Here is a 25,223-nt window from a genome sequence, read left to right as displayed (position 1 = left end):
CCCTCAAGCCTAGGGGAGTCAGTCGCGCGACGACGGCGAGACCGTTGCCGATTGGGTCACACCGCGGCCCCGGCCCTCGTCCCGACCCTGCCCACGGCCCTCACCGCGGTCCGGCGGCTCGATCGGTGTCGGGCTCGCACCGGGCGAGGTCGCCGGTGCGGTGGGCGTCGCCGTGGGGGGCGTCGTCGGGGTGGTCGGTGTCGCCGGCGCCGTCGGGGAGGTCGTGGGCACCGGAGTCGTCTCCGGCGGCGGGTCCGGTGCGTACTGCTGCTGCATCAGCTCCATCGCCGCGGACACGAGCTCGGACGGTGTCAGGTCCAGCAGCTCCTCGATCGCCGCTGCCGCATCGCCGTCGCCGGCGGTCTCGTCCAGCAGCCGCCACAGGTAGGAGCGGTCGTAGGTCGTGGCGACGTACTCGCAGATCCACCACGCGACGCCGTACCACGCCCGCGCGTCGGCGCCGCCGAACGCGGCGTCCTCCGGCAGCTCGCTGAGCCCGCCCTCGGCCAGGGCCAGCGACTCGGCCGGCAGCCGGCGCTCGTCACGGGCCACCGGCTGCACCGACACCCACTCCGCGATCCCCTCGCTGAGCCACAGCGGCGCACCGTCCGCCCGCTGCCCCACCACCACGTGGGTGAGCTCGTGCCGCAGCAGCCGGTCCAACAGCGGCAGGTCCTGCGCGAGCACCCGTGGATGCACCATGACGCGGTACGCCGCGACCTCCCCGCTGCCCGGCTCCGCCACGACCGGGATCGTGACCGCATCCAGCCGGTCGGGATCGGCCACGGGCAGCCCGGGCACCTGCTCGAGGTAGGAGAGGTCGCCCGTGGCGTACACGGTGACGTCGGGCAGCTCGGCGTCCGGCACCTCGGCGGCCACGTCGAAACGGGCGAAGCTCGCCGCGTCCAGCAGGTCCGCGGCACCGTCGAGCGTGGTGCGGTCGAGGATGCCGAGCACGCCGCTGTCGCGGCGTACGCGGATCGGCCCGAGGTCCCACGGCTGGGGCGCCACGTCGTGCCCGGACTCCCACTCCTCGTCGGTGGTCGAGGAGACCAGGTAGCGCCGACCGTCGCGGGAGGGACTGAACCGGAACCGATCGCGGGTGCGCACGGCACCCTCGTCGAACCGGCGCAGCCGGAGCGTCACGTCGACCTCGCCCCAGTAGTCCTCGCCGTCGGCGACGAGCGTGGCGGAGTCCAGCTCGAAGCCGACCCGTACGAGCGGCAGGCGGCGGAGATTGGCGAAGTAGGTCTCCTGCTCCTCGACGAACGTCGCGTCCTCGCGCAGCAGGGTGCGGCCGAAGAGGCGCCGGTCGCCCTCGGCGACGGCCCGACCCCGGCGGCGCAGCGTCCGGGCCACCTCCTCCTGGACCTGCGAGGACGCGGTCGCTGCCGCTGGTGGCGCGGGCGGTGGCCGGTCGTCGGAGCAGGCCGTCAGGGGCGTGGCCAGCAGGAGCAGGCCGAGGAGGCGGCCCGTGAGGCCACGGGCACGCGAGCGCACCGGCAGGTCAGCGCGTCCTGTCGACATCGAGCAGCGTCCGGTCCTCGGCGCTGGCGGCCGTGACGTCCTCGACGATGTCGAGGGCGATCGCCTGCGCCGACAGCCCGACCCGGTCCAGGATGGCGGACCGCTTGGCGTGGTCGAGGAACTCCTGCGGGATCCCGTGCACCTGCACCGGCGTGCGCACCCGGGCGTCGTTGAGGGTCTGCAGCAGGGTCGCACCCACGCCGCCCACGCGGCCGTTGTCCTCCACCGAGGCCACCAGCCGGTGCTCGCGGGCGAGGTCGACCAGGGCGGGGTCGACGGGCTTGACCCAGCGTGGGTCGACCACGGTGACGCCGATGCCCTGGGCGGTGAGGCGCTCGGCCACCTCCACGGCGGTGGTGGCCATCGCGCCGGAGCTGACGACCAGGACGTCCTGCTCGCCCTCACGGACCAGTACGTCGCAGCCGCCGACCCGGTCGATGGCCTCGATGTCCTCCGGCGGCGGGCCCTTGGGGAAGCGCACCACGGTCGGCGCGTCGTCGACCTGGACGGCCTCGTCGAGCAGCTCCCGCAGCCGGGTGGCGTCACGCGGGGCCGCGAGTCGCAGGCCCGGAACGACCTGCAGCACGGACATGTCCCACATGCCGTTGTGGCTCGCGCCGTCGTCGCCGGTCACGCCGGAGCGATCCAGGACGAAGGTGACACCGCACCGGTGGAGGGCGCAGTCCATCAGGACCTGGTCGAAGGCCCGGTTGAGGAAGGTGGCGTAGACCGCGACCACGGGGTGCAGGCCGCCGAGTGCGAGTCCGGCCGCCGACGTGGCGGCGTGCTGCTCGGCGATGCCGACGTCGAAGGTGCGATCGGGGAAGCGCTCCTGGAAGGCACCGAGACCGGTCGGGTGCACCATCGCAGCGGTCAGGGCGACGACGTCCTCGCGCCGCTCCCCCAGGTCGACCATCGCCTCGGTGAAGTGGTCGGTCCAGATGCCGCCGGTGGGGGCCTCCTCGCCGGTCTCGATGTCGAACGGCTTGCGCTGGTGGAACTGGTCGGCCTCGTGCTGCTCGGCCGGGTCGTAGCCGTTGCCCTTGCGGGTGATCGCGTGCACGATCACGGGACCGTGGAACCCCTTGGCGTGGTCCAGCGCCGACTCGAGGGCCTCGAGGTCGTGTCCGTCGATGGGGCCGACGTACTTCAGTCCGAGGTCCTCGAAGAGTCCTTGGGGTGCGAGCGCGTCCTTGAGGCCCTTCTTGACCGCGTGGAGGGTGTCGTACGCCGCCGGCCCGACGCCGGGGATCGCGTTGAGCCGCTGCTTGATCTGGTGGAGCACCGGTTCGTAGCGCGGGTCGGTGCGCAGCAGGGTGAGCGCGGTGGTGAGGCCCCCGATGGTCGGGGTGTAGGAGCGCCCGTTGTCGTTGACCACGATCACCAGGCGGGAGTTCTCCGCGATGGCGATGTTGTTCAGCGCCTCCCAGGCCATGCCGCCGGTGAGGGCGCCGTCGCCGATCACGGCGACCGTGTGCCGGTCCTCGCCGCGGATCGCGTAGGCCTTCGCGAGGCCGTCGGCGTAGCTCAGCGACGTCGAGGCGTGGGAGTTCTCCACGATGTCGTGATCGGACTCGGCCTGGCTCGGATAGCCCGAGAGGCCCCCCTCCTTGCGCAGCCCGTCGAACTCGTGGGCGCGTCCGGTCACCATCTTGTGCACGTAGGACTGGTGGCCGGTGTCGAAGACGATCCGGTCGCGCGGGCTGTCGAAGATCCGGTGGATCGCCAGCGTCAGCTCCACCACGCCCAGGTTCGGGCCGAGGTGACCGCCGGTCCGCGAGCAGGTGTCGATCAGCTGCTCGCGGATCTCGCCGGCGAGGGCCGTCATCTCGTCAGTCGACAACGCCCGCAGGTCGCTGGGCGCGCTGATCCGGTCGAGATGTGCCATGGGCTCGATTCTAGGGGTTGAGGGTTGTCGGGACCCGGTTGCCGGGGATCACAGGTCGCAGACCGCGACGGCGGACTCCTGGAGGCTGCCCATCCAGACGCGGCCGGCGTGCTCCCGGACGCCGGTGACCATGTGGTACGCCGCGCCGTGGGCGGCCGGGTCGATGTCGAGGTCGTGGACCAGCTCACCGGCGTCGTCGAAGGCGCGGACGCGCACCGACTGCTGCGGCTTGGGCTGGAACCGGTCGGGGATCTTCGTGACCAGCTTGCGTACCCGCAGCGGCGCCCGGTGCAGCCGCTCGACCACGGGGTCCAGCGGGCTGGCCAGGGTGACCCAGATCAGGCCGTCGCTGCCACGGGCGATGTTGTCGGGGTAGCCCGGCAGGTCGCTGCAGAGCTTGTCGCGCAGGCCCTTGCGCTCCTCGGTGAGCCAGTGGCGCACGACGGTGCGGGCCGCGGTCTCGGCGACGACGACGTAGGACTCGTCGGCGGCGAGCGCGACGCCGTTGGCGAAGGCGAGGCCGTCCAGGACGGTAGTGATGGTGCCGTCGGGGTCGCGGCGCAGCAGCCGGCCGGTGCGGGTGTTCTGGACGAAGTCGTCCTTCCACTTCTCGATGGGGTACTTCGTGGAGGAGTCGGAGAACCAGATGGTGCCGTCAGCGGCGATGGCGGCGTTGTTGCAGAACTGCATCGGCACGCCGGCCACCTCGGCCGCGATCGACTCCACGGTGCCGTCGGTCGGGTCGACCCACAGCAGTCCGCGGTGGGCGTCGCAGACGAGGAGGCGGCCGTCGGCGGCCAGCTCGAGGCCGAGGGGGCGACCGCCGGTGTGGGCGACCTGGGCCACGATGCCGCCGTCGGGGGTGATGCGGAAGATCGCGCCGTCCTCGGTGCCGGTGTAGACACAGCCCTCCTCGGGGCCGGAGTCGACGACGACGACGTCCTCGGCACCGGGGCCGGGGACCGGGATCACCGTGAAGTTCTGCATCGGGCCACCGTATCGAGGGCCGGCGCGGTCCGTCCCGCTGGACTGTGCGGAGGATCGCTGCCACCACGTGACCTCGATCCTCCGCACAGTGGTTAGGCCGAGGCCAGGAACGAGAGCCGCACGTCGCGCTCGGGGTTGTCGACGTTGGTGTCGACCAGGCAGATGCTCTGCCAGGTGCCGAGCGCGAGCCGGCCGCCCAGCACCGGCACGGTGGCGTACGGCGGCACGAGGGCGGGCAGCACGTGGTCGCGCCCGTGACCGGGTGAGCCGTGGCGGTGGCGCCAGCGGTCGTCGGTCGGGAGCAGCTCGTCGAGGGCGGCGAGCAGGTCGTCGTCGCTGCCGGCACCGGTCTCGAGGACGGCGACGCCGGCGGTCGCGTGCGGCACGAACACGTGGAGCAGCCCGTCGCCCCGCGTGGCGGCGAAGTCGGCACACTCCCGCGTCAGGTCGACCACGCGTGGCTGGTCGCCGGTCCGGACGTGGAGCACCTCGCTGTCCATGTCACTCCCCCGGCTCGGCGAGCGCCTGCTCGACCCGCTCGACCTTGGCGGTCAGCTGGCCGTCGTACCCGGGCCGGATGTCGGCCTTGAGCACCAGTCCCACGCGCGGCGAGACCTCGGCGACGACGTCGACGGCCTGCTTGACCACGCCCATCACCTCGTCCCACTCCCCCTCGACGGTGGTGAACATGGCGTCGGTGCGGTTGGGCAGGCCGGACTCGCGGACCACGCGGATCGCGGCGGCGACCGCCTCGGAGACCGATCCGGTGTCGTCGGCGGCCGACGGGGTGATGCTGAACGCTGCGAGCATGCCGCTCACCGTAGTGGCAGTGCCACGGCCGTGGCCCGCGGCGACTCAGCCGAACGTGGCGTAGGAGTCCAGCGAGAGGAAGAACCCGATCTCGCGCTGGGGCTGCACGCAGGTGATGCCGATGTCCGCGACCGCGCACCGCAGGCCGCTCTTGGCGTTGGTCACCACGCTCACGGGCTCGACCGTCTGCGGCCGGGTCTCGCGGATGGTGTCGGTGTTGCACACCGGCCGTGCCCGCTGCTCGGTCACCTCGATGCGACCGACCCGGTCACCCATCGCGTTGCGGCACACCGACTGGTCCTGGATGCCGGCGCCCTGCGGGAGCTCGCACGAGGGCAGGATGTAGTCGCTGCTCATCAGGCAGTAGACGTCCTCGGACGTGCCGAAGATCCGCATCTGCTCCGCGCCGCCCTCGTCACGCGCCTTGGCGACGTACGCCGCCGCTTCGTCGTACGACGTCGGCGCGCGGCCGAGGTCTGCCTCGGCGGGCCCCGGGTCGGCCGGTGCCGAGGAGCTCGGGGCGGCCGAGGACTCGCTCGGCTCGGCGGTCGATGACTCCTCGCTGGGCTCCGCGCTCGCCGACGGCTCGGCGGACAGCGTCATGCCGCCCTCGGTCGTGGGCGCCGACGAGCTCGGCTGCACCGACACCGTGGGCACCGGTTCGTCGTCGCTGGCCAGGTCGTCCACGGCACCGCAGCCGCTCAGCGCCACGCACAGGGCAGCGCTCAACGCTGCGCCGATCCAGTTGCCTCGCATGGGCACATCGTCGCAAGGTCCACCGGCCAGACGGTGCCGACACCCCGGCACCGCTGCCTCAATCGACCGGATGCGGCGCCCTCGGCACCACCAGCGCCGCCGACACGCCGACCACGGCGATCGCCACGAGCACCGGCACCCGGCTGCCGGTCAGGTCGATCACCGCGCCTGCGGCGACGGGACCGATGGCCGACCCGACACCGCGGACCAGCGAGTAGGAGCCCAGCACCATGCCGATCGAGCCTGCGGGCACCAGTTCGGAGGCGTAGATGCTCTCCATCGTCGAATAGCCCCCGACGGCGAAGCCGGCGACCGCGGCGAACGCCAGCGCGACCGCCAACGTCCCCGAGAAGGGCAGGAGCAGGCCCGAGAGCCCGACCAGCGCCAGGACCACCTGGAAGAACCGACGCGACCCCATCCTGGCCACCAGCCACGGCAACGGCAGTCGCCCCGCGAGCTGGAAGATGCCCCGCAGGCCGGCGAGCAACGACGCCGTGCCGAGTGCCAGTCCTGCGGTGACCATCGCCGGGACCTGGTAGAGGATCAGGACCGAGAACGCCATGCCGCCCAGCAGTGCGAGCAGCATCAGCCGGCGCAGCACCGGGTCGGTGACCGCGTGGCGCAGGTCGGCGACCAGTGAACGCTGCTCCCCCGGTGCCACCGTGCCGGTCCCACGGGGTGAGGCCACCGCGGCGGTCGCGAGGGCAGCGACCGCGAGGCCGGTGCCGACACCGATCGCCGTACGCCAGCCGCCGAGGGAGTTGAGGCCGGCCACCAGCGGCAGGAAGACCGGGCTCGCGAACGCGCCCCACAGCGTGTTGACCGTGATCGCGCGCGTGCGGTCCTGCGGCGCCAGGTGCGCGATCGCGGCGTGCACGATCGTGTAGTAGCCGACCGCGCCGACGCAGCACTGGGTGAGCACCGCGGCCGCCACGAACACCAGCGGCCCACTCGCGGTGACCGTGGCGATCGTCCCGAATGCTCCACCGGCCGCGGCCAGGGCGAAGACCGGGCGGGGGCCGATGCGGTCCAGCGCCCGGCCGGCGGCGACGGAGCCGAGGCCCACCCCCAGCAGGCCGACGCCGTACGCCGTCGCGAGCCAGCTCTCCGACCAGCCGGTGTCGGCGACGATCGGGTCGATCAGGACGCCGTAGCCGTAGAACCAGGACCCGAAGGCGGTGACGACGACGAGGCCGTAGACGACCGTGAGGGCCCGCGGAAGCCGCGGGCCCTCACGTGTCACGGGACGGGGTCAGCCCTTGCTGCTCGCGAGCAGGTTGCGCAGGACGTACTGCATGATCCCGCCGTTGCGGTAGTAGTTCGCCTCGCCCGGGGTGTCGATGCGGACGACCGCGTCGAACTCCTTGTCGCCGGCGGTGACCTTGACCGTCTCGGGGGTCTCGCCGTCGTTGAGGGCGGTCACGCCGCTGACGCTGAAGGTCTCCTCACCGGTGAGGCCGAGCGAGTCCACGTTCTCCCCCTCGGGGAACTGCAGCGGCAGCACGCCCATGCCGATCAGGTTCGAGCGGTGGATGCGCTCGTACGACTCGGCGATGACGGCGCGGACGCCGAGCAGGGCCGTGCCCTTGGCCGCCCAGTCACGCGAGGATCCCGAGCCGTACTCCTTGCCCGCGAGCACGACCAGCGGGGTGTCCTGCTCCTGGTAGTGCTGCGAGGCGTCGTACACGCTGGTCACCGGCGCGTCGTCGCCCTCACCGGCGGTGAAGTCGCGGGTGAAGCCGCCCTCGGTGCCGGGTGCGAGCAGGTTGCGCAGGCGGATGTTGGCGAACGTGCCGCGGATCATGACCTCGTGGTTGCCACGGCGCGAGCCGTAGGAGTTGAAGTCACGCTGCTCGACGCCGTTGGCGCGGAGGTACTCACCGGCCGGCGAGTCGGCCTTGATGGCGCCCGCCGGGCTGATGTGGTCGGTGGTCACCGAGTCACCCAGCTTGAGCAGCACGCGTGCACCGTCGATGTCGGTGACGGGCTCCGGCTCCTCGGGCATGCCGTCGAAGTACGGCGCCTTGCGGACGTAGGTGGAGTCCTCGTCCCACTCGAAGATCTTGCCCTCCGGCGTGGGCAGCGACTGCCACCGCTCGTCGCCGGCGAAGACGTCCTCGTAGGACTCGTCGAACATGTCCGAGGAGATCGCGTCGGCGACGACCTCCTGGACCTCCTGCGGGGAGGGCCAGATGTCGCGGAGGTGGACCGGGTTGCCGTCGGTGTCGGTGCCGAGCGGGTCGTTGAACAGGTCCACGTCCATCGAGCCGGCCAGCGCGTAGGCGACGACCAGCGGCGGGGACGCGAGGTAGTTCATCTTCACGTCGGGGTTGATGCGGCCCTCGAAGTTGCGGTTGCCGGAGAGGACCGAGGTGACGGCCAGGTCGTTGTCCTGGACGGCTTGGGAGACCTCGGGGATGAGCGGACCCGAGTTGCCGATGCAGGTCGTGCAGCCGTAGCCGACGAGGTTGAAGCCCAGCTTGTCGAGGTACGGCGTGAGCCCGGACTTCTCGTAGTAGTCCGACACGACCTGGGAGCCGGGCGCGAGGGTCGTCTTGACCCACGGCTTGCGGGACAGGCCCTTCTCCACGGCGTTCTTGGCCAGCAGCGCCGCGCCGATCATCACCGACGGGTTGGAGGTGTTGGTGCAGGAGGTGATGGCCGCGATCGTCACCGCACCGTGGTCGAGGGTGAACTCGGTGCCGTCGGCCAGGGTGACCTGCGCCGGCTTGCTGGGACGGTTGGTGTCGGTCGCCGGGGCGTCGGAGGCGGGGAAGGACTCCTTGCCGGCCTCGTCGGCGTCGCTGTCGACGTAGTTCTGCACGTCGTTGCGCCACGCGGACTTGGCGTCGGTGACCTCGATGCGGTCCTGCGGGCGCTTCGGGCCCGCGATGGAGGGCACCACGGTCGCGAGGTCGAGCTCGAGCTTCTCCGAGTAGCGCGGCTCGGTGTAGTCCGCGGCCGAGGGGTCGTGCCAGAGGCCCTGCTCCTTGGCGTAGGACTCCACCAGCGCCAGCTGCTCCTCGGAGCGGCCGGTGAGCCGGAGGTAGTTGACGGTCTCGTCGTCGACCGGGAACACCGCGATCGTGGAGCCGAACTCCGGCGACATGTTGCCGATCGTGGCGCGGTTGGCCAGCGACAGCGCCGACACGCCGGGGCCGTAGAACTCGACGAACTTGCCGACGACGCCGTGCTTGCGCAGCATCTCGGTGATCGTCAGCACCAGGTCGGTGGCGGTGGAGCCCTCGGGCAGGTCACCGCTGAGCTTGAAGCCGACCACGCGCGGGATGAGCATCGAGACCGGCTGGCCGAGCATCGCGGCCTCGGCCTCGATGCCGCCCACGCCCCAGCCGACGACGCCGATGCCGTTGACCATCGTGGTGTGGGAGTCGGTGCCGACGCAGGTGTCGGGGTAGGCAGTGACAACCGGGGTCTCACCCTCAGTGCTCTCGCGGGTGTAGGTCACCTTCGCCAGGTGCTCGATGTTGACCTGGTGGACGATGCCGGTGCCCGGGGGCACGACCTTGAAGTCGTCGAAGGCTCCCTGGCCCCAGCGGAGGAACTGGTAGCGCTCGCGGTTGCGCTCGTACTCGATCTCGACGTTGCGCTCGAACGCCTCGGGCGAGCCGAAGACGTCGGCGATCACGGAGTGGTCGATGACCATCTCGGCGGGCGCGAGCGGGTTGATCCGCGACGGGTCGCCGCCCAGGTCGGCCATCGCCTCACGCATCGTGGCGAGGTCGACGACGCACGGCACGCCGGTGAAGTCCTGCATGATCACGCGGGCCGGGGTGAACTGGATCTCCTTGTCCGGCTGCGCGTCGGCGTCCCAGCTCGCGAGGGCCGTGATGTCCTCGGCGGTGATGTTGGCGCCGTCCTCGGTGCGGAGGAGGTTCTCCAACAGCACCTTGAGCGAGAAGGGCAGTGATGCCACGTCCACGCCGTCGCCGGTCACCGCGTCGAGGCGGTAGATCTCGTAGGAGTCGTCGCCTACGTCGAGGGTGCTCTTGGCGCCGAAGCTGTCCTTGCTGGCCATCCGGGTCTCCGTCTCCTCGTCACTGGGGAACTCGGGTCCATCCTGCCGCCGCCGGCAACCCCGCCGATAGAAAGGCAAACCTAACTCCGGCGCGGGACCTCGAGAACATCTCTTGACGTCAAGATATCTCACCCGCCCCGTGCACTCAAACCGTCGGCGTCGCCTCCGCCGCGAACTGCGTGCGGTACAGCTCCTCGTAGCGCCCGCCCATCCCCAGCAACTCCGCGTGCGTGCCCCGCTCGACGATGCGACCCTCCTCGACCACCAGGATCTGGTCGGCCGAGCGCACCGTGGACAGTCGGTGCGCGATCACCAGCGCGGTGCGTCCCGACAGCGCCTCGTCCAGGGCCGCCTGCACCGCCGCCTCGGAGGTGGAGTCCAGGGACGCGGTGGCCTCGTCGAGCACCACGACCCGGGGCTGCTTGAGCAGCAGGCGCGCGATGGTCAGCCGCTGCCGCTCGCCCCCGGAGAGCCGGTAGCCGCGCTCCCCCACCACGGTGTCGAGCCCGTCGGGCAGTGACCCCACGAGCTCGGCGAGCCGGGCGCGCTCCAGCGCGTGCCACAGGTCGTCGTCGCTCGCGGCGGGCGCCGCGAGCGCGAGGTTGGCGCGGATGGAGTCGTGGAACAGGTGGCCGTCCTGGGTGACCATGCCGACGGTGTCGCGGATGGTGTCGGCGGAGGTGTCGCGTACGTCGACCTCGGCCAGGCGCACCGCACCCGAGTCGACGTCGTACAGCCGCGACACCAGGTGGGCGATGGTGGACTTGCCCGCCCCCGAGGAGCCGACCAGTGCGACCACCTGCCCCGGCTCGGCGTGCAGCGAGACGCCGTGCAGCACCTCCTCGCCGCCGCGGGTGTCCAGCGTCGCGACCTCTTCCAGGGAGGCGAGGGAGACCTGGTCCGCGGTCGGGTAGGCGAACCGGACGTCGGCGAACTCGACACCGACCGGTCCGTCCGGGAGCGGTCGTGGCTCTGCGGGGTCCTGGATGAGCGGTGCGAGGTCGAGCACCTCGAAGACCCGCTCGAAGCTCACCAGCGCACTCATGACCTCCACCCGAGCACTTGCGAGCGCCGTGAGCGGGGCGTAGAGCCGCGTGAGCAGCAGCGACAGCGCCACCACCGATCCGGCGTCGAGATCGCCTCGCAGCGCGTAGAAGCCGCCCAGCCCGTAGACCACCGCGACGGCGAGCGCCGAGACGAGCGTCAGCGCCGTCACGAACGTCGTCTGCACCATCGCGGTGCGGACACCGATGTCGGCCACCCGCTGCGCACGGCCGGCGAACTCGGCCGACTCCTCGGCGGGACGACCGAAGAGCTTCACCAGGGTCGCGCCGGGGGCGGAGAACCGCTCGGTCATCTGGTTGCCCATCGCGGCGTTGTGGTCGGCCGCCTCCCGCTGGATGCCGGCGAGCCGATTGCCCATCCGCCGGGCCGGGAGGGCGAACACCGGCAGCATCGCCAGGGCGAGCAGGGTGATCTGCCACGAGAGCTGCAGCATCACCCCCAGGGTCAGCAGCAGCGTCACGAGGTTCGCCACCACACCCGAGAGCGTCCCGCTGAAGGCGCGCTGGGCGCCGATCACGTCATTGTTGAGCCGGCTCACCAGCGCACCGGTGTGGCTGCGGGTGAAGAAGGCGATCGGCATCCGCTGGACGTGGTCGAACACCGCCGTGCGCAGGTCCAGGATCAGGCTCTCGCCGATGCGGGCGGACAGCCACCGGCTGCACAGGCCCATCCCCGCGTCGGCCACGGCGATGCCGGCGATCGCCAGCGCCAGCCACATCACGGTGCGCTCGGTGCCACCCCCGACGATCTCGTCGACGACCTCGCCGGCGAGCAGCGGCGTGGCCACGCCCAGCGCCGCCGCCGTGACGCTGAAGGCGACGAAACCCGCCAGCTTGGCCCGGTGCGGACGGGCGAAACCCCAGATCCGCTTCGCCGTCGCCACCCGGAAGGCACGCTTGTCCTCCGGCGCGTGCATCCGGCGGTACAGCTGCTGGTAGGCGACCGATTCCATGCTCATGTCTCGGAGCGTAGGACTTCAGGTCAGGTTGAACACAAGCTCATCCCTCGCCGCGCTCCCTCGGGGCCCGTCCGGCGGTTACCGATGGTCACGGGTGGTCGGTGCGCGACCGGGGTGCCGCCGGACCGGGAGGCGTGGCGGCAGGCCCTCCGCGCTGCGACGCGATGGTCCAGGCGCGCTCATCGGCGGCATCCAGGCGAGCGAGGAACCCGTTGATCCAGGCGAGCAGTTCGCTCACCAACCATGCCGCGATCGCATACGCCACCATGGCGAAGAGGACCGACGTGTCCAGGACGGCCGGCGGCTGCGGGTCACCACGCAGTCCCAGTTCGATCGGGGTGAACATCCCCCGGAACGGTTCCATCGCACGGTCCAGCGAACGGTAGACCCAGGCGACGAACGACGCAGTCGGACTGGCGCCGAACAGCAACAGCACGAAGCCGAGGGCCAGCACGACCTCCACCACGACGACGTAGCCGTAGAGGATCCACGCCAGGGCTCGCACGCCCAACAGCCCCATGCGGCGTCGTGGGTGGACGTGCGGGGGTTCGGTGATCGACGCCGATGACTCCATGCCCCCCAGACTGTGGCCTCACCGGTGCTCGCGACCCACCCGTAGTGGGTGAGCCACGGCGCCCGGGCCGGCCACCTCACCCGAGGAGACGCGCCTTGGCCTCGGCGAACTCGGCGTCGGAGAGCGCCCCCTGCTCGTGCAGGACGGCCAGGCGCTGGATCTGGTCCACCAGACCCGCCGGGGACTCCCCACCGTCCGCGGCCGCCGGCTCCGCAGCAGGGGACGCCTGCGGGTACGCCGGGGCGGAGGCCTGCTGCCGTGTCGCCGCCCGGCGATTCATGGCGTTGGTCGTCGCGTTGGCGGTGCCCGCGATCACGGCGGTGCGCGCCATCGTGCCGAGCAGTCCCGGTCGTCCCATCCTGCGCATCATGCCGGTCTCCCCCAGGCCCCAGTCGCGGCGAACGCCGCCTCCGCCTCCTCCGGCGTCACCCGGACGTGCAGCGCCAGCTCGGCCCCGAGGCCGCGCAGCCCCTCGGCGAGGCCGGTCGCCCAGAGGTGTTCGACCACGACCACCGCACCCTGTTGCTCCGGTCCCAGGGCACTCGCCAAGGACTCGACGTCGTCCTCGTTGAGCAGCGTGTGGGGATCGAGGTCGAGACCGGCGGCGAGTTCGCCCGGGTTGCCGTCCTCGAGGTCGCGGAAGGTGCGGTTGCCCGCCTCCTCGACCCCCACCAGCACGAGGTCCACCACCCGCAGCTGGGCCGCCGCGACGGGCCCACGGAGGTGTTCCAGCAGGTCTCCCGCCGGAACGTCCGCGGGGAAGGCGAGCAGCAGCACCTCGATCGGACCGCGGCTCATGGTCGCGGCCTCACTCCTCCTCGGCGAAGGCAGCCCGCAGTGCGGCTTCCTCCTCCGCCGAGAGGTTGGTGCTGATCAACTCCATGTCGGAGCCGGCGAACGCGTCCTTGACCCGGTCGACCACCGCGTCGCTGGACAGCAGGAACAGCGCCGAGGTGCCCTCGGTCAGCTGGTCCCGCACCCGGTTGATGAAGCCGTCGTCGATGCCCGCGTCCGACAGGGCACCGGAGAGCGCTCCCGTGGCGGCACCGACGGCCGCCCCCAGCAGGGGCACGAAGAAGATCATGCCGAACAGCAGGCCCCAGAAGGCCCCGCCGAAAGCGCCCGAGGACGTCAGGTCGTTGGCCTGCCTGGTCTTCGGCTTCTTCTTGCCCTCGGGCCACGAGGCCGTCGCGGCGTCGTGGACGTTGATCAGCTCCTGGCTGGTCAGGGACGACAGCGTCCGGACTGCCTCCTCGGCTCCATCGGCATTGCTGAACTTCCAGACGGTCAGGGTGGCCATGGCGGTTCCTCTCGGGGTCAGGTGGCGGCCGGGGCGATGGTCCTGATGCGCCCCGCGATCATCAGCGACAGTCCCTCGGCCAGGACCTGGATACCGAGGATCACTCCGAGCACGGTGAAGCTGGCGGAGAAGAGGTTGAACAGCACCATCAGTCCCAGCAGTGTCGAGACGCCTCCGCCCAGGAGCAGCGCGGCACGTCCCGCCTCCTCCTGGAACGCCGCGACCAACCGGACCACGCCGGAGACGAGGAAGGTGGTGCCGGCGATCAGGGTGAGGCTCACCGCGGCGAGGCCGGGGTTGCGCACCATGACCAGTCCGAGGACGGTCAGCAGGCCGCCGGCGAGCAGCCCCGTCCAGAAGCCGTCCCTGCCGACGCCGATGACGCTCACCACGAGTGCCATCACACCGCTGAGGAGCATCGCCCACCCGAGGAAGAGGACCGACACCGCCGTGGCCACCACGACGTGCAGGAGCAGGACGATCGCGGCCAGGACCAGCAGGCCTCCCAGGACCAGGTCGCCCTTGGTCCGGCGTGCCTCCCAGGTGGGGCCGGTGGCAGCAACGGCGTCGGTCATGGGGACTCCTCCACGGGTCGGGACGGGTGTCTCGGTGCCGTGCCCGATTCTCCGCGTGGCGACCGCCCGCCGGCCTCGCCCGTGCCGGGTGAGATCGCGACGCCTCAGTCGGGGAGCCGGCGCATCTCGAGCACCGACAGGCCCAGGGTCTGGAACCGCGCGAGGATTCCGTGCAGGTGGGCGTCGTCCTCGACCTCACCGAAGAACACCGTGCCCCCGGCGGCACCGGTGGTCGCGGTCAGCTCGGGGAACGCCGCCCGCACCGTGTCCGATACGCGCACCCCGAGCAGGAACTCATAGCGCCACGTCCTCGGGGCCGGGGCGCCGACCGGTGCGACCATGACCGCCTCCTCACTACGGCATCCCCACTGTCCGGCGACGTGCGTCACCTCGCGTCATCCGTGCCGGGTGACCCGGCCTCACTGCAGGGCCGAGGTCAACCGGAAGACGTTCTCGCCGAACCGGGTGCGGCGGGGTCGTCGTTCCCACTCCTCGAGCAGGAGCTCCCGGGACCGGGCGCGGTAGCCGTCCTCGACCGCACGCATCGCGACCACGACATCGGTCCCCGTCAGCAGGGTGGACACCTCGTAGTTCAGCGCGAACGACCGCAGGTCCATGTTGCTCGACCCGAGGACCACCACGTCGTCATCGATGGAGAGGTGCTTGGCGTGCAGCACCAGCGGTGGCTCGTAGAGCCAGATCCGGACTCCCGCCTCCAGCAGCGCTCGGTAGTAGGAGCACTGCGCCTTGTGGACCATCAACTGGTCCCCCTCCTCCCCCACGAACAGCTCGATCTCGACCCCGCGGTGGGCGGCGGTGGTGACGGCGTAGAGCAGCGACTCGTCGGGCACGAAGTAGGGGCTGGTCAGGGATACCCGGCGGGTCGCGCCGTAGACCAGTGCGGTGAAGAGCCGCAGGTTGTTCTCGGCCACCACCCCGGGACCGCTGGGGACGACCTGACCGACGCCGGGGTCCGACGCGGCCGAATGGTCCACGGGCGCGGTGTTCCCGGCGGTCGGGGCCTCCCCCAGCAGTTCGCCGGTCTCGGTGTACCAGTCGGTGACGAACACCCCGTCGAGCAGCCGGGCGAGCGGCCCCTGGACGGTCGCCGTGAGTTCGACCCATCGCCGGCCGGCTCGCTGGTGCTGGGGCTTGTGGTAGCTCGGCTCGATCAGGTTCTGCGAGCCCGTCACGGCCCACGTGCCGTCGACCACCAGCAGCTTGCGGTGGTTGCGGAGGTCGGGACGACGCAGCTTCCCCGCGCGCAACCCCAGTGGCAGCATCGCCCGCCAGGCGACGCCGGCGTCGTCGAGTCGCCGACACATCTCCTCGCGCCCCGGCAGCTTGCGGCAGCCGAGGTGGTCGAACAGGAGTCGCACGGTCACCCCCCGCGCAGCCGCTGCGACCATCGCGTCGAACAACGGCTCGGTGGTCTCGTCCCACGTGGTGATGTAGGACTCCACGTGGACGCGGTGCTCCGCCCGGTCGACCAGCGCCGCCATGGCCGCAATCGACTCGTCGTAGTCGGTGTGGAGCACGACCGGCCCCGCCGGCACCGCGGGGAACGCCCCGAGTCGCCGGTTGAGGTGAAGCACGGAGGGCAGGTAGGCCGGCGCCTCCCCCGGGTCGGCGTCGGCGAGCTCCCCCACCCGTTCCCGGACCCGCCGCAGCGCCTCCGCCTGCCGCTCGCGACGTACGCGACCGACGTCGGTGCGGCCGAGCAACCAGAAGAGCAGGAACCCCACGACCGGCAGGGCGAGGATCATGACGAGCCACGCCGCGGAGGACGAGGGCTTGCGGCCCTCGGGGATGACGCCGAGTGCGACCAGGCGCAGCACCAGATTGAGCACCACCAGCCCGGCGCCGAGGGCAGCGACGACGAGGGTCACGGGGCCCTCCGGGTGTCGCCGAGGAGGAACTCCAGCTCCAGCGCGAGGTCGTCGAGGCCGGCGTCGTCCAACGCGGACCGCAGGTCGGCCAGGCCGGGGTCGGCACGCGGGCCGAGCGCCTCGACGTGCAGGGTGTCACCGCGCACCGAGGTGTCGGTGACGCTCCATCCGCGGTCCTCCGCCCACGCGGTGACCACGGGCTCGGCCGACCGCAGTGCGAACTCCTCCCGCGCGACCTGCACGCTGCCGCCCCCCAACGGCACGGAGACCAGGGCGAGCGAGAGCCCGACGGCGGCCAGCGTCCTGCCACGCAGCTCGCCGACGGGATGACCGGCGCGACCGACCTCGCGACGGATGTCGGAGACCAGGAGGAGCAGGGTTCCGGTCGCGATGATCGCGGCGACGTTGGTGCCGAACAGCAGGAGTGCGCCGAACGACTCCGCCCCTGCCCCCGACTCCAGGGTGAGGCCGACCACCGCCAGCGGCGGCACCAGCGAGATCGCGATGGCAACCCCGGGAAGGCTGTCGGAGACGTCTGACCGGATGAGCGCGAACGCCCCGACGAAGCCGGTCGCGAGTGCGGCCACCAAGTCGATCAGGCGCGGGCTCACCCGCCCCGCCACCTGGCCGTTGGACGCAGCCACCACGTCGGCCTGGGTGAGCAGGCCGATCGTGAACCCGACTGACACCACGAGCGCGGCTCCCCCCAGGACCAGCACGACTGCGCGCACCAACTGCCTGCGGTCGACCAGCACCATCGCGCAGGCTACGCCCAGGATGGGACGCATCAGCGGAGCCACGATCATGGCGCCGATGACAGTGGCGGTGGAGTCGGCCACGATGCCGGCCGCGGCGATGACGGCGGCCAGCACCAGCAGCACCCAGAACCCCGACAGGTCGCGGCGCGGGTCCCGCGACCCGACGTAGAGCGTCCCGGTGATCCGAGCGACGTCGCCGGCCTCCAGCCGCAGCGCCAGGTCCATGGCCTCAGTCGCCGGGCCGCGACCCGATCAGGCCGCCGATCCACCTGGTGGCGGGGTCGACGTCGACGAAGACCGCGCGCACCAGGAGGGAGAGCGGGACGGCGAGCACGGCCCCCAGTGGGCCGAGGATCCAGGACCACACGACCAGGGAGAGGAAGGTGACGCTGGCGGAGAGCCCGACGGCATCGCCCACCATCTTGGGTTGGATCACCGACTGGATGACGACGTTGACGACCGAGTAGGACACGATCACGGCCAGCATCAGGCCCGGCCCGCCCTCGAGGAGTGCCAGCACCGCCGGCGGCACCAGCCCGAGGACGAAGCCGATGTTGGGGATGTAGTTGGTGATGAACGCGAGGAGCCCCCACAGCAGCGCACCGGGTATCCCGAGGAGGTAGAGCAGCACGGTGTCGATCACGGCGACGACGAGTCCGAACCCGGTCGACACCAGGAGGTAGGTGCGGGTCCCGCTGGCGAAGGACTCCAGCGCCTCGACGATCGCCGGTCGGTTGGTCCTCACCTGTGCGAGGTGGCGACCGAAGGCGCCCGCGTCCAGGCTCAGGAAGAGCACCAGGGTCACCACGAAGGCGAGGTCGGTGGCCAGTGACGCCAGGCTCGCGAGGACACCGGTGACGAGACCGGCGAGGCGCCCGAGGTCGAAGGACTCGACGACGGCCTGCGCCTGCGCGCTGCCGACCCCGAGGTCGGCCAGGCGCGACGTGACCACGGCCAGGAGCTCTGAGAGCTCGTCCTGGTACTCCGGGACGAGGGACGCGAAGCGCGCGGCTGCCACCACCAGCGACACCGTGAGCAGCACCAGGACGACGTAGACGGCCAGGATCGACACCACCGTGCCCACCCACCGCGGGACGCCCCGTGCCGCCAGCCCCGAGCGGATGGGTGCCGACGCGATGCTGAGCACCACGGCCAGGAGCACCGGCGCGAGAATGTCCGACACCGCGCGCACCCCGGCGACCGTCACGGTGATCGCGGCGAGGCCGACCATGATCAGGACTCCGCGCGGCAGCCCGGACGGGGTCGGCAGGGTGGGGGCCGCGGGTGAGGACACCTGCCAAGACTGGAGGCTGCCGGACCGACTGCCCTCACCCGACGCGGGTGAAGGCAGGCCGACCGCCACTGCCTACCGTCGATGCGGTGAGGCCCGACTGGCGCGCTGCCTGCTCGGCCACCTGCCTGGTCCTGGCCGTGGTGCTGGTGCCGTTGTCGGTCACCGGCTGGTGGCTGCGCAGCACGCTCACCGAGACCGACGACTTCGTCGCCACGGTGGCACCCCTGGCCGAGGAGCCGGCGGTCCGGTCCGCGGTCGCCGACCTCCTCACCGAGCGGATCATGGAGGGCCTGGACGGGGTCGACCCGCTGCCGCGGGCCGCCGAGGCACTGGAAGCGCGCGGCGTGCCTCCGGAGCTCGCCCGGGTGTTGAGCCTGCTCGCCGAGCCCCTCCGGGAGCGGTTGGACGAACGCGTCTCGCGGGCCGCCCACTCCCTGGTCGCCAGCGAGGCGTTCGCCGACTCGTGGGCGTCCGCGAACGAGGTGGCCCACACCGAGCTGGTCGCGGTGCTCGAGGACGACAGCGACCTCGTCGAGCTCGGTGCCGACCAGACCGTCAGCGTGCCGGTGTCGACGCTGCTGGAGACGCTTCGCGCGCGCCTGGTCGAGGGCGGCGTCCCCGGCGCCGACCGGATCGAGGTCGCGGACGCCTCCTTCGCCATCGGATCGGTCGAACAACTCGAGAAGGCGCAGACCGGCTACGACGTGCTGCGCCGCTGGGGCCTGCTCCTCCCCTGGGCGTGCGCAGGCCTGCTCCTCGCCGGGGTGGCGCTGGCGCGGGATCGTCGGCGGGCGGTGATCCGTTTCGCCGGCGGCTCCCTGGCCGTCCTGCTGCTGCTCGTGCTCGGGCTGTCGGTCGGCCGCGAGCAGGTCCTCGGCGGACTCCCACCGGGCGCCTCGGCGGCCGGGGAGGCGGTGCTGGAGGTGGTGGCCGCCCGGTTGCGGACCGTGGCACGGCTCGGGATCGTGGTGATGGCGCTGGTGGTCGGCACGGCCCTGGTGACCGGTTCCGGCACCCGCGCACGTCGGTTGCGGAGCGCGGTGGCCGACACCTGGCGGCGCTGCTGGGCCGCTGTCACCGGTCACTCCCTGTCCGGCTGGATCGGCGTCGGCGTCGCCGCGTCGGCGCTCTTGGCCGTGCTGGTCCTCCCCGACCCCGGTCCGCTGCTGCTCGCGGTGCTGGTGGTCGTCGGGGGCGTCGGTGCCACCGTCGCGCGTGCGGCCCCGTGGAGCCGGTGAGCCCCCGGCGCCGGCACTCGTGGGCGCAGCGCGGCCGGCGGCTGTACGACGAGCTGGTCGACACACCTGCCGGACAGCTCCTGGTGGCGCTGCGCGAGGTGCAGTTGCGCGACCGTGCCCTGACCCTCGCCGGACAGGCCTTCATCGCCCTGGTGCCCCTGCTGATCGTGGTGGCGAGCTGGATCGGGACCACCGGCGGGGCCGAGGTCGCGGAGTGGCTCGTCGATCGTTTCGAGCTCTCCGGGGAAGCGGCCAGCGCCGCCCGCGCGCTCTTCTCGCGCCCGCCCGACCCCACGGGCGGCATCTCGGTGCTGGGACTGGTGATCCTCCTGGTCTCGGTCAACTCCTTCGGTCGCGCGCTCCAGCGGACCTTCGAGGCGGCCTGGCGGCTGCCGCACCGAGGACCGGGACGCGCCCTTCGCGGTGCCCTGGGGACCGCGACCTTGATCGCGAGCATTGCCGTCGTGGCGATCGTGACCGGGTTCTCCCGGGACCTCCCGGGTGGCCCCCTGCTGGCAGTGCCGGTCCAACTCGCGGTGGCGATCCCGTGTTGGTGGCTGCTGACGCGGCTGCTGCTCAACCTCCGTGTCGGCTGGCGCGCCTGCCTGCCCGGAGCCGTCCTGGGAGCGGTGTCACAGGTGCTGACCGGCTGGGCCGGCAGCATCTACGTCCCGCTGCTCATCGAGCGCGACGCGGCGCGGTACGGCGTGGTGGGCGTCGCCGTGGCGCTCGTCTCGTGGCTGGTCGTGATCGCGTTCGTGGCGGTCGCGAGCGCCGTGGCCGGCGCCTGGGCGAGCCGGATGCTGGTCGAGCTCAGAGCAGTCCCGCCCGCCGGGCCTCGCTGACCGCCTCGCGCCGGGAGGACACCCCCAGCTTGCGGTAGATGTTGCGTAGGTGGGTCTTGAGCGTGTTCACCGAGACGACCATGTCGTGGGCGATCTCGTCCACGGTGCGCAGTGTCGGCAGCTCGCGCAGGACGTCGACCTCGCGGTCGGTCAGCTGGACGTGGGAGGGACCACGCTGGGCCGCCACGTACTCGAGGACGCGCTGCACGACCTCCTCCTGTGGGCCCCAGGACCCCTGCCCCTCCGTCAGCAGGGCGAGCCCGTCCGCCTCGAGCCCGAGCAGTGGCCGAGGCGTCCCGAGCTGCTGGGCCAGGCCGAGCGCCCTGCGCAGCTCGCCGATGGCACGGAACCGGTGGTCCTGTGCCAACGCCAGTCGCACGGCCAGGACGTGGGCCTCGAGCAGGGTCAGCGGCCAGACCGCGGGGGCGTCGCCGTCGAGCACGGCAGCGAGGGCGTCCGTGCCCCGCGCGGGACGTCCGCGCGCGAGTTCGAGGTACGCCGATCCGAGGCGGGTCTCGGCCGTGGGGCCGAACTGGTGCAGCAGGCCCTCGACGACCTCCCGGAGGCGGTCCGTCCGGCCGAGGTGCAGGCTGACCCGCGCGTCGGCCAGCGCCACGCCTGCGACGAGGTCCGGCGCGAGGCGCGTCTCGCCCTCGTGACGCCAACACTCGTGCACCCAGTTGGTGTCGAGCTGCGCTGCACCTTCCACGACACCCTGCACGAGGCTGTCGACCGCCACCACCGTCGACGGGTCGTCGTCGGGATCGACCAACTCGGCCGCTCGTGCTCCGAGCGTGCGCGCACGGACGTCATCGAGGTCGAGGTGGGCCAGCCACCCCTCCAGCATGTGGAGCAGGGCGGCCCGCGGCGATCCCGTCCATCCACCGTCCTCGGCCACGGTCCGTGCCCGGCCCAGGTGTTCCCGCATGGCCGGGAAGTCACCCGTGGCCGCGTCGTGCCCCGCCTGGAAGGTCAGGGCGTCCACGAGCAGTGCACCGTGCGCCCGCCCCTCGGCGATGTCGACGGCCCGGCGCAGCAGGGGGCGGGAGTCGGCGAGCTCCCCGGCCCGCAGCAGTTCGGCGCCGTGGTGCAGTGAGTAGGACATCTCGACGTCGAGGCCGGGGTGGTCGGGGATCGCGACGAGGTCCCCGCACGGACGTCCCCGCCGGCGCCGTAGCAGCGCGCCCACGGACGCCTGGGCCGCTCGCAGGTCGTCGTCGTGCGCCTCCGGATGCATCTCGTGGAGTGCCGCGGCCGGTGCGGTGCGGCCCTGGTCGACCAGGGCGGCCGCACCGACCACGGCGGTCCACGGACCGGTGGCACCACGGAAGAGGCGGGATCCGAGTGCCTGCACGAGCTGTGGCGCGAGGCCGTCAGCGACGAGTCCCGGCCCCACAGCCGCCAACGTGGCCTCGAGCACCTCGCGGGACTGGGATGCCACGGCGTGCCGCACGGCGCGCAGGCCGTCGCCTCGATCGAGGAACCAGGCGGCGCTCACGATCTCCGCGTCGCGGGCGGCGGACGCGTCGCGACGGACCAGCTCGCCGTGGAGGTAGGCCCGCAGGATCGGGTGCAGGCGGTAGTCGGGGACGCCCGAGGTCCCCGAGGACTCACGCAGCAGGCCCGACCACCCACCGACCCGCGCCAGCACCTCCCCCGCGTCCTCGCACCCCGCCAGCCGGACCAGCAGCGCCAACGGCATGGGGTCGGCCACGGAGCAGCGCAGCAGCACCTGCTGGGCGTTGGTGTCCTGCGCCTGGAAGACCTCCCCGAAGAGCCGGTCGGCGAGCCCGTCCACGCCCGGCCAGTCCGCGTCGTCGAGGTCGCGGGACCGCTCCAGCGCCAGCGCCATGAGCTGCACCATGGTCGGCCAGCCCTCCGTGCGTTCCCAGACCAGGTCCTGCTGTTCCGGGGTGAGGTGGGGGCAGCACTCGGCGCACTCCTCGCGGGAGAAGGCCAGGTCGGGTGCGGCCAGCACGTCCAGCTCCCCGTGGATGCGGAGGTCCGTCAGCGCGGGCAGCGGTGGCCGCGTGCGGCTGAGGAGCACCAGGCGTAGCGAGTCCGGTGCCCCGGCGAGCAAGCGGTCGAGGTCAGGGATCGCACCGCCGCTGACCTCGTGCACGTCATCGAGCACCAGCACGATCGGGACCCCACCGAGCACGTCGAACAGCTCGGTCACGAACCCACGGCCGCCGGAGCGGTCCGGCAGGGGAAGGCGCCCGAGTGCCTCACCCACGGTCTCGTCGGTGACCCTCGTCAGGGCCGTCAGCACCCGCTGCCACAGCGAGCGCCGGTCGTCGCCGATGTCGCGCAGGTGGGTGAGCGCCACGGGCACGCCGACGGCCGGCTCCTGGAGCCAGGAACGGACCAGGGTCGACTTGCCGAACCCGGGCGGGGCCGCGAGCAGTGCATGGCGTGCTGCCGGATCGTGGCGCAGTCGTTCCAGGCGCGCGACCAGGCGCGACCGGTACACGACCGCTGCGTACTGCTGCCCCGTGGTCATGGGCGCCCTCGCCGAGATCTCCACCCCGGACCCTCCACCGGGGCTGGTGCGGCCATTCAACCCCACCCCGTCCGCCGGCACCACCCGTACCACCTCGACCGGCCCGTCCGGACCCTCGTCATCCGTCCCGGGTGACGCGCCGAACCCCGGGCGCCGAAACCATGGGACCGGGAGGTGGGCGAGATGCTCCGGAGGATCGCGATGCACTGGGTGCTCCTCGCCGTCGTGCTCGCCGCGGTCGCGGCCGTGTCCGAGGGGGTGGAGGTGAGCGGTGGCGTGCTCGGACTGGCGGTCGCGGCAGCCGTCGTCGGGCTGGTGAACGCCGTCGTCGGCCCCGTCCTCAGGCTGCTCACCGCCCCGATCACGCTGGTCACGCTGGGGCTGTTCTCGCTCGTGCTCAACGGCCTGCTGCTCGCCCTCAGCGCCTGGCTCACCGATGCCCTGTCGGTGGGCGGACCCGTCCGGACCGTCGTCGCCGCCGTGGCCATCTCCGTGGTCAATGCCGTCCTCGGCAAGCTCGTGCTGGACTGATCCCACCGTGCCCGACCGTTCTCGTCGCCGTTGGCGACCCGGCCGTCGGCCGTCGATGGCGGAGCTGCGCCCGGACGCCACCGCCGGGATCGTGCTGGGCGTGGAGAGCGTGCCCGACGGGCTGGCCAGTGGGGTCCTGGCCGGGGTGAACCCGGTCGCCGGTCTCTACGGGTACCTCTTCGGGATGGTGGGGGCCGCCGCCTTCACCAGCAGCACGTTCATGGCCGTGCAGGCGACCGGAGCGATGTCACTCGTCGTCGCCGACACCGACCTCGCCTCACGTCCCGACCCCGAGCGGGCGCTCTTCACGCTCGCGGTGCTGACCGGGGGCGTCATGGTGGCGTTCGGCCTGCTGCGGGGAGGTCGGATGCTCCGGTTCGTGCCGACTGCGGTGATGACGGGCTTCGTGAGCGCCGTGGGCGTCAACATCGTCCTCGGGCAGCTGTCGAACTTCAGTGGCTACGAGTCCGACGCCGCCAACCGCGTGCTGCGCGCGCTCGACCTGGTGCTGCATCCGTGGCGCGCCGACCCGTGGTCGGTGGCCGTCGGCACGCTCACGGTCGTGCTGATCATCGCGCTGGGACGCACCCGCATCGGTTCGCTCGGACTGGTCGTCGCCGTGGCGGCCGGGTCGATCCTCCCCGAGGCGCTGCAGCTCGACGTACGCCTCGTGGCCGACCTGGCCGACCTGCCGGGCGCGCTCCCGGCGCCCCGCCTGCCGGTCCTGGGCGACGTGGTCGTCCTGCTGCTTCCGGCCCTGTCGCTCGCCTTCGTCGGGCTGGTGCAGGGGGCAGCCGTGTCCGCCGGCATCCCCAACCCCGACGGACGACGGTCCGACACCTCGCGCGACTTCATCGGCCAGGGCGCCGGCAACGTCCTCTCCGGCGTCTTCCAGGGAATGCCCGTGGGAGGCTCCATGTCGGCCTCGGCGCTGGTGCACTCGGCCGGGGCGCGCAGCCGGCTCTCCCTGTTCATCGCCGGGATCACGATGGCGGTGGTCATCCTGCTCCTCGCCGACGTGGTCGGACGCATTGCCATGCCGTCACTGGCGGCGCTGCTCATCGTGGTCGGGATCCGGACAGTCAAGCCGGCCGCGCTCCTCTCCGTCGTCCGCACCGGACCGTTGCAGGTCAGCGTGCTGGCGGTCACCTTCACCCTGACCCTCGTCGTTCCGCTCCAGTTCGCCGTCGTGACCGGGGTCGGGTTGGCGATCGTGCTCCACGTGGCCAACCAGTCCAACCGGGTCGCGCTGCGTGCCATCGACCTCCGCACCGACGGCCGCTTCCGGGAGGCCGATCCGCCAGGGGTGCTCGCCGCGGACTCGGTCGTCGTGCTACAGCCCTACGGCAGCCTGTTCTTCGCCAGCGCTCCGGTCCTGGAGGCGCAGCTACCCGCGGTCACGGCCGGCAGTGAGCGTGCCGTGGTCGTCCTGCGGTTGCGCGGCGTCGACCAACTCGGACTGACCCTGCTCGACGTGCTGAGCCGCTACGGCTCCTCCCTCGCCTCGCGTGGCGGTGCGCTCAAGCTGGTGCTCGGCAACGAGCAGGTGCTGCGCCAGCTGCGCGGTGAGGGCCTGGTCGACCAACTCGGCGAGCACAACGTCTACCTCGGCACCGAATGGCTGGGCGAGACGGTGCGACGGGCCTGGAGCGACGCGATGGAGGACCAGGGCCGGCAGGAGTGATCCGG

At 72.1% G+C, this 25,223-nt stretch carries 23 protein-coding genes; 4 read left to right on the top strand and 19 right to left on the bottom strand.

Annotation, left to right across the window (positions count from 1 at the left end):
- Positions 1 to 18 precede the first annotated feature (18 nt).
- The 18 genes from KUV85_RS03955 to KUV85_RS03870 form a co-directional block, all read right to left on the bottom strand.
- Entirely contained in the window at positions 19 to 1,527 is a 1,509-nt protein-coding gene (locus KUV85_RS03955) for a hypothetical protein (protein WP_219961921.1), read from the bottom strand.
- Positions 1,508 to 3,415: a 1-deoxy-D-xylulose-5-phosphate synthase gene (gene dxs, locus KUV85_RS03950; RefSeq protein ID WP_219961920.1), complete on the bottom strand. Its 1,908-nt coding sequence runs from the start codon at positions 3,413 to 3,415 to the stop codon at positions 1,508 to 1,510. Before dxs ends, KUV85_RS03955 begins: the two co-directional genes overlap by 20 nt.
- Positions 3,416 to 3,463: 48 nt before the next feature.
- Entirely contained in the window at positions 3,464 to 4,402 is a 939-nt protein-coding gene (locus KUV85_RS03945) for an SMP-30/gluconolactonase/LRE family protein (RefSeq protein ID WP_219961919.1), read from the bottom strand.
- A gap of 92 nt (positions 4,403 to 4,494) precedes the next feature.
- A complete protein-coding gene (locus KUV85_RS03940; RefSeq protein WP_219961918.1) occupies positions 4,495 to 4,902 on the bottom strand; it encodes a YjbQ family protein in 408 nt (135 codons plus the stop codon).
- Position 4,903: 1 nt separating this feature from the next.
- Positions 4,904 to 5,212 (bottom strand): thiamine-binding protein, encoded by a 309-nt coding sequence (locus KUV85_RS03935; protein ID WP_219961917.1) that lies wholly within the window; start codon positions 5,210 to 5,212, stop codon positions 4,904 to 4,906.
- A gap of 45 nt (positions 5,213 to 5,257) precedes the next feature.
- Entirely contained in the window at positions 5,258 to 5,968 is a 711-nt protein-coding gene (locus KUV85_RS03930) for a hypothetical protein (RefSeq protein ID WP_219961916.1), read from the bottom strand.
- Between the two features lie 58 nt (positions 5,969 to 6,026).
- Positions 6,027 to 7,211 carry an MFS transporter gene (locus tag KUV85_RS03925; protein WP_219961915.1) on the bottom strand — a complete coding sequence of 395 codons (1,185 nt, stop codon included), beginning with the start codon at positions 7,209 to 7,211 and terminating at the stop codon, positions 6,027 to 6,029.
- Between the two features lie 9 nt (positions 7,212 to 7,220).
- Positions 7,221 to 10,004 (bottom strand): aconitate hydratase AcnA, encoded by a 2,784-nt coding sequence (acnA, locus tag KUV85_RS03920; protein ID WP_219961914.1) that lies wholly within the window; start codon positions 10,002 to 10,004, stop codon positions 7,221 to 7,223.
- 145 nt (positions 10,005 to 10,149) lie between these two features.
- Entirely contained in the window at positions 10,150 to 12,027 is a 1,878-nt protein-coding gene (locus tag KUV85_RS03915; protein ID WP_219961913.1) for an ABC transporter ATP-binding protein, read from the bottom strand.
- Positions 12,028 to 12,115: 88 nt separating this feature from the next.
- A complete protein-coding gene (locus KUV85_RS03910; protein ID WP_219961912.1) occupies positions 12,116 to 12,601 on the bottom strand; it encodes a hypothetical protein in 486 nt (161 codons plus the stop codon).
- Between the two features lie 76 nt (positions 12,602 to 12,677).
- Positions 12,678 to 12,959, bottom strand: coding sequence for an SHOCT domain-containing protein (locus KUV85_RS03905; RefSeq protein WP_219961911.1), 282 nt, complete (start codon positions 12,957 to 12,959; stop codon positions 12,678 to 12,680).
- An 8-nt stretch (positions 12,960 to 12,967) separates the two neighbouring features.
- Positions 12,968 to 13,399: a DUF6325 family protein gene (locus KUV85_RS03900; RefSeq protein WP_219961910.1), complete on the bottom strand. Its 432-nt coding sequence runs from the start codon at positions 13,397 to 13,399 to the stop codon at positions 12,968 to 12,970.
- Positions 13,400 to 13,409: 10 nt separating this feature from the next.
- Positions 13,410 to 13,901, bottom strand: a complete 492-nt coding sequence (locus KUV85_RS03895; protein WP_219961909.1) for a DUF1269 domain-containing protein — start codon at positions 13,899 to 13,901, stop codon at positions 13,410 to 13,412.
- A gap of 17 nt (positions 13,902 to 13,918) precedes the next feature.
- Entirely contained in the window at positions 13,919 to 14,476 is a 558-nt protein-coding gene (locus tag KUV85_RS03890) for an HdeD family acid-resistance protein (protein WP_219961908.1), read from the bottom strand.
- 104 nt (positions 14,477 to 14,580) lie between these two features.
- Positions 14,581 to 14,817, bottom strand: a complete 237-nt coding sequence (locus KUV85_RS03885) for a hypothetical protein (protein ID WP_219961907.1) — start codon at positions 14,815 to 14,817, stop codon at positions 14,581 to 14,583.
- A gap of 78 nt (positions 14,818 to 14,895) precedes the next feature.
- A complete protein-coding gene (locus KUV85_RS03880; protein WP_219961906.1) occupies positions 14,896 to 16,365 on the bottom strand; it encodes a phospholipase D-like domain-containing protein in 1,470 nt (489 codons plus the stop codon).
- Positions 16,362 to 17,348 (bottom strand): DUF389 domain-containing protein, encoded by a 987-nt coding sequence (locus KUV85_RS03875; protein WP_219961905.1) that lies wholly within the window; start codon positions 17,346 to 17,348, stop codon positions 16,362 to 16,364. Before KUV85_RS03875 ends, KUV85_RS03880 begins: the two co-directional genes overlap by 4 nt.
- 4 nt (positions 17,349 to 17,352) lie before the next feature.
- Complete coding sequence (locus KUV85_RS03870; protein WP_219961904.1) at positions 17,353 to 18,417, bottom strand: AI-2E family transporter; 1,065 nt, start codon at positions 18,415 to 18,417, stop codon at positions 17,353 to 17,355.
- An 86-nt stretch (positions 18,418 to 18,503) separates the two neighbouring features.
- Here KUV85_RS03870 and KUV85_RS03865 point away from each other — a divergent pair, with 86 nt between their 5' ends.
- Together KUV85_RS03865 and KUV85_RS03860 are read left to right on the top strand one after the other, a co-directional pair.
- The gene (locus tag KUV85_RS03865; RefSeq protein ID WP_219961903.1) at positions 18,504 to 19,655 is read left to right on the top strand and encodes a hypothetical protein; all 1,152 of its coding nucleotides are present in this window, start codon (positions 18,504 to 18,506) and stop codon (positions 19,653 to 19,655) included.
- On the top strand, positions 19,652 to 20,500 hold the full coding sequence (locus KUV85_RS03860) for a YhjD/YihY/BrkB family envelope integrity protein (protein WP_219961902.1): 849 nt from the start codon (positions 19,652 to 19,654) through the stop codon (positions 20,498 to 20,500). The genes KUV85_RS03865 and KUV85_RS03860 overlap by 4 nt, the downstream gene beginning before the upstream one ends.
- Here KUV85_RS03860 and KUV85_RS03855 read toward each other — a convergent pair.
- Complete coding sequence (locus KUV85_RS03855; protein WP_219961901.1) at positions 20,469 to 23,003, bottom strand: LuxR C-terminal-related transcriptional regulator; 2,535 nt, start codon at positions 23,001 to 23,003, stop codon at positions 20,469 to 20,471. The two genes, KUV85_RS03860 and KUV85_RS03855, sit on opposite strands and share 32 nt — an antisense overlap.
- A gap of 183 nt (positions 23,004 to 23,186) precedes the next feature.
- Between KUV85_RS03855 and KUV85_RS03850 the strand changes: the two genes are divergently transcribed.
- Together KUV85_RS03850 and KUV85_RS03845 are read left to right on the top strand one after the other, a co-directional pair.
- On the top strand, positions 23,187 to 23,534 hold the full coding sequence (locus KUV85_RS03850; RefSeq protein WP_219961900.1) for a phage holin family protein: 348 nt from the start codon (positions 23,187 to 23,189) through the stop codon (positions 23,532 to 23,534).
- Between the two features lie 55 nt (positions 23,535 to 23,589).
- A complete protein-coding gene (locus KUV85_RS03845; RefSeq protein WP_219961899.1) occupies positions 23,590 to 25,218 on the top strand; it encodes a SulP family inorganic anion transporter in 1,629 nt (542 codons plus the stop codon).
- The last annotated feature ends 5 nt before the right edge of the window (positions 25,219 to 25,223 follow it).

It is taken from the genome of Nocardioides panacisoli, from assembly GCF_019448235.1.
GTDB lineage: Bacteria > Actinomycetota > Actinomycetes > Propionibacteriales > Nocardioidaceae > Nocardioides > Nocardioides panacisoli_A.
The sequence above is the reverse complement of the archived record's forward strand: the minus strand, read 5'-3'. Positions and strand labels throughout refer to the sequence as shown.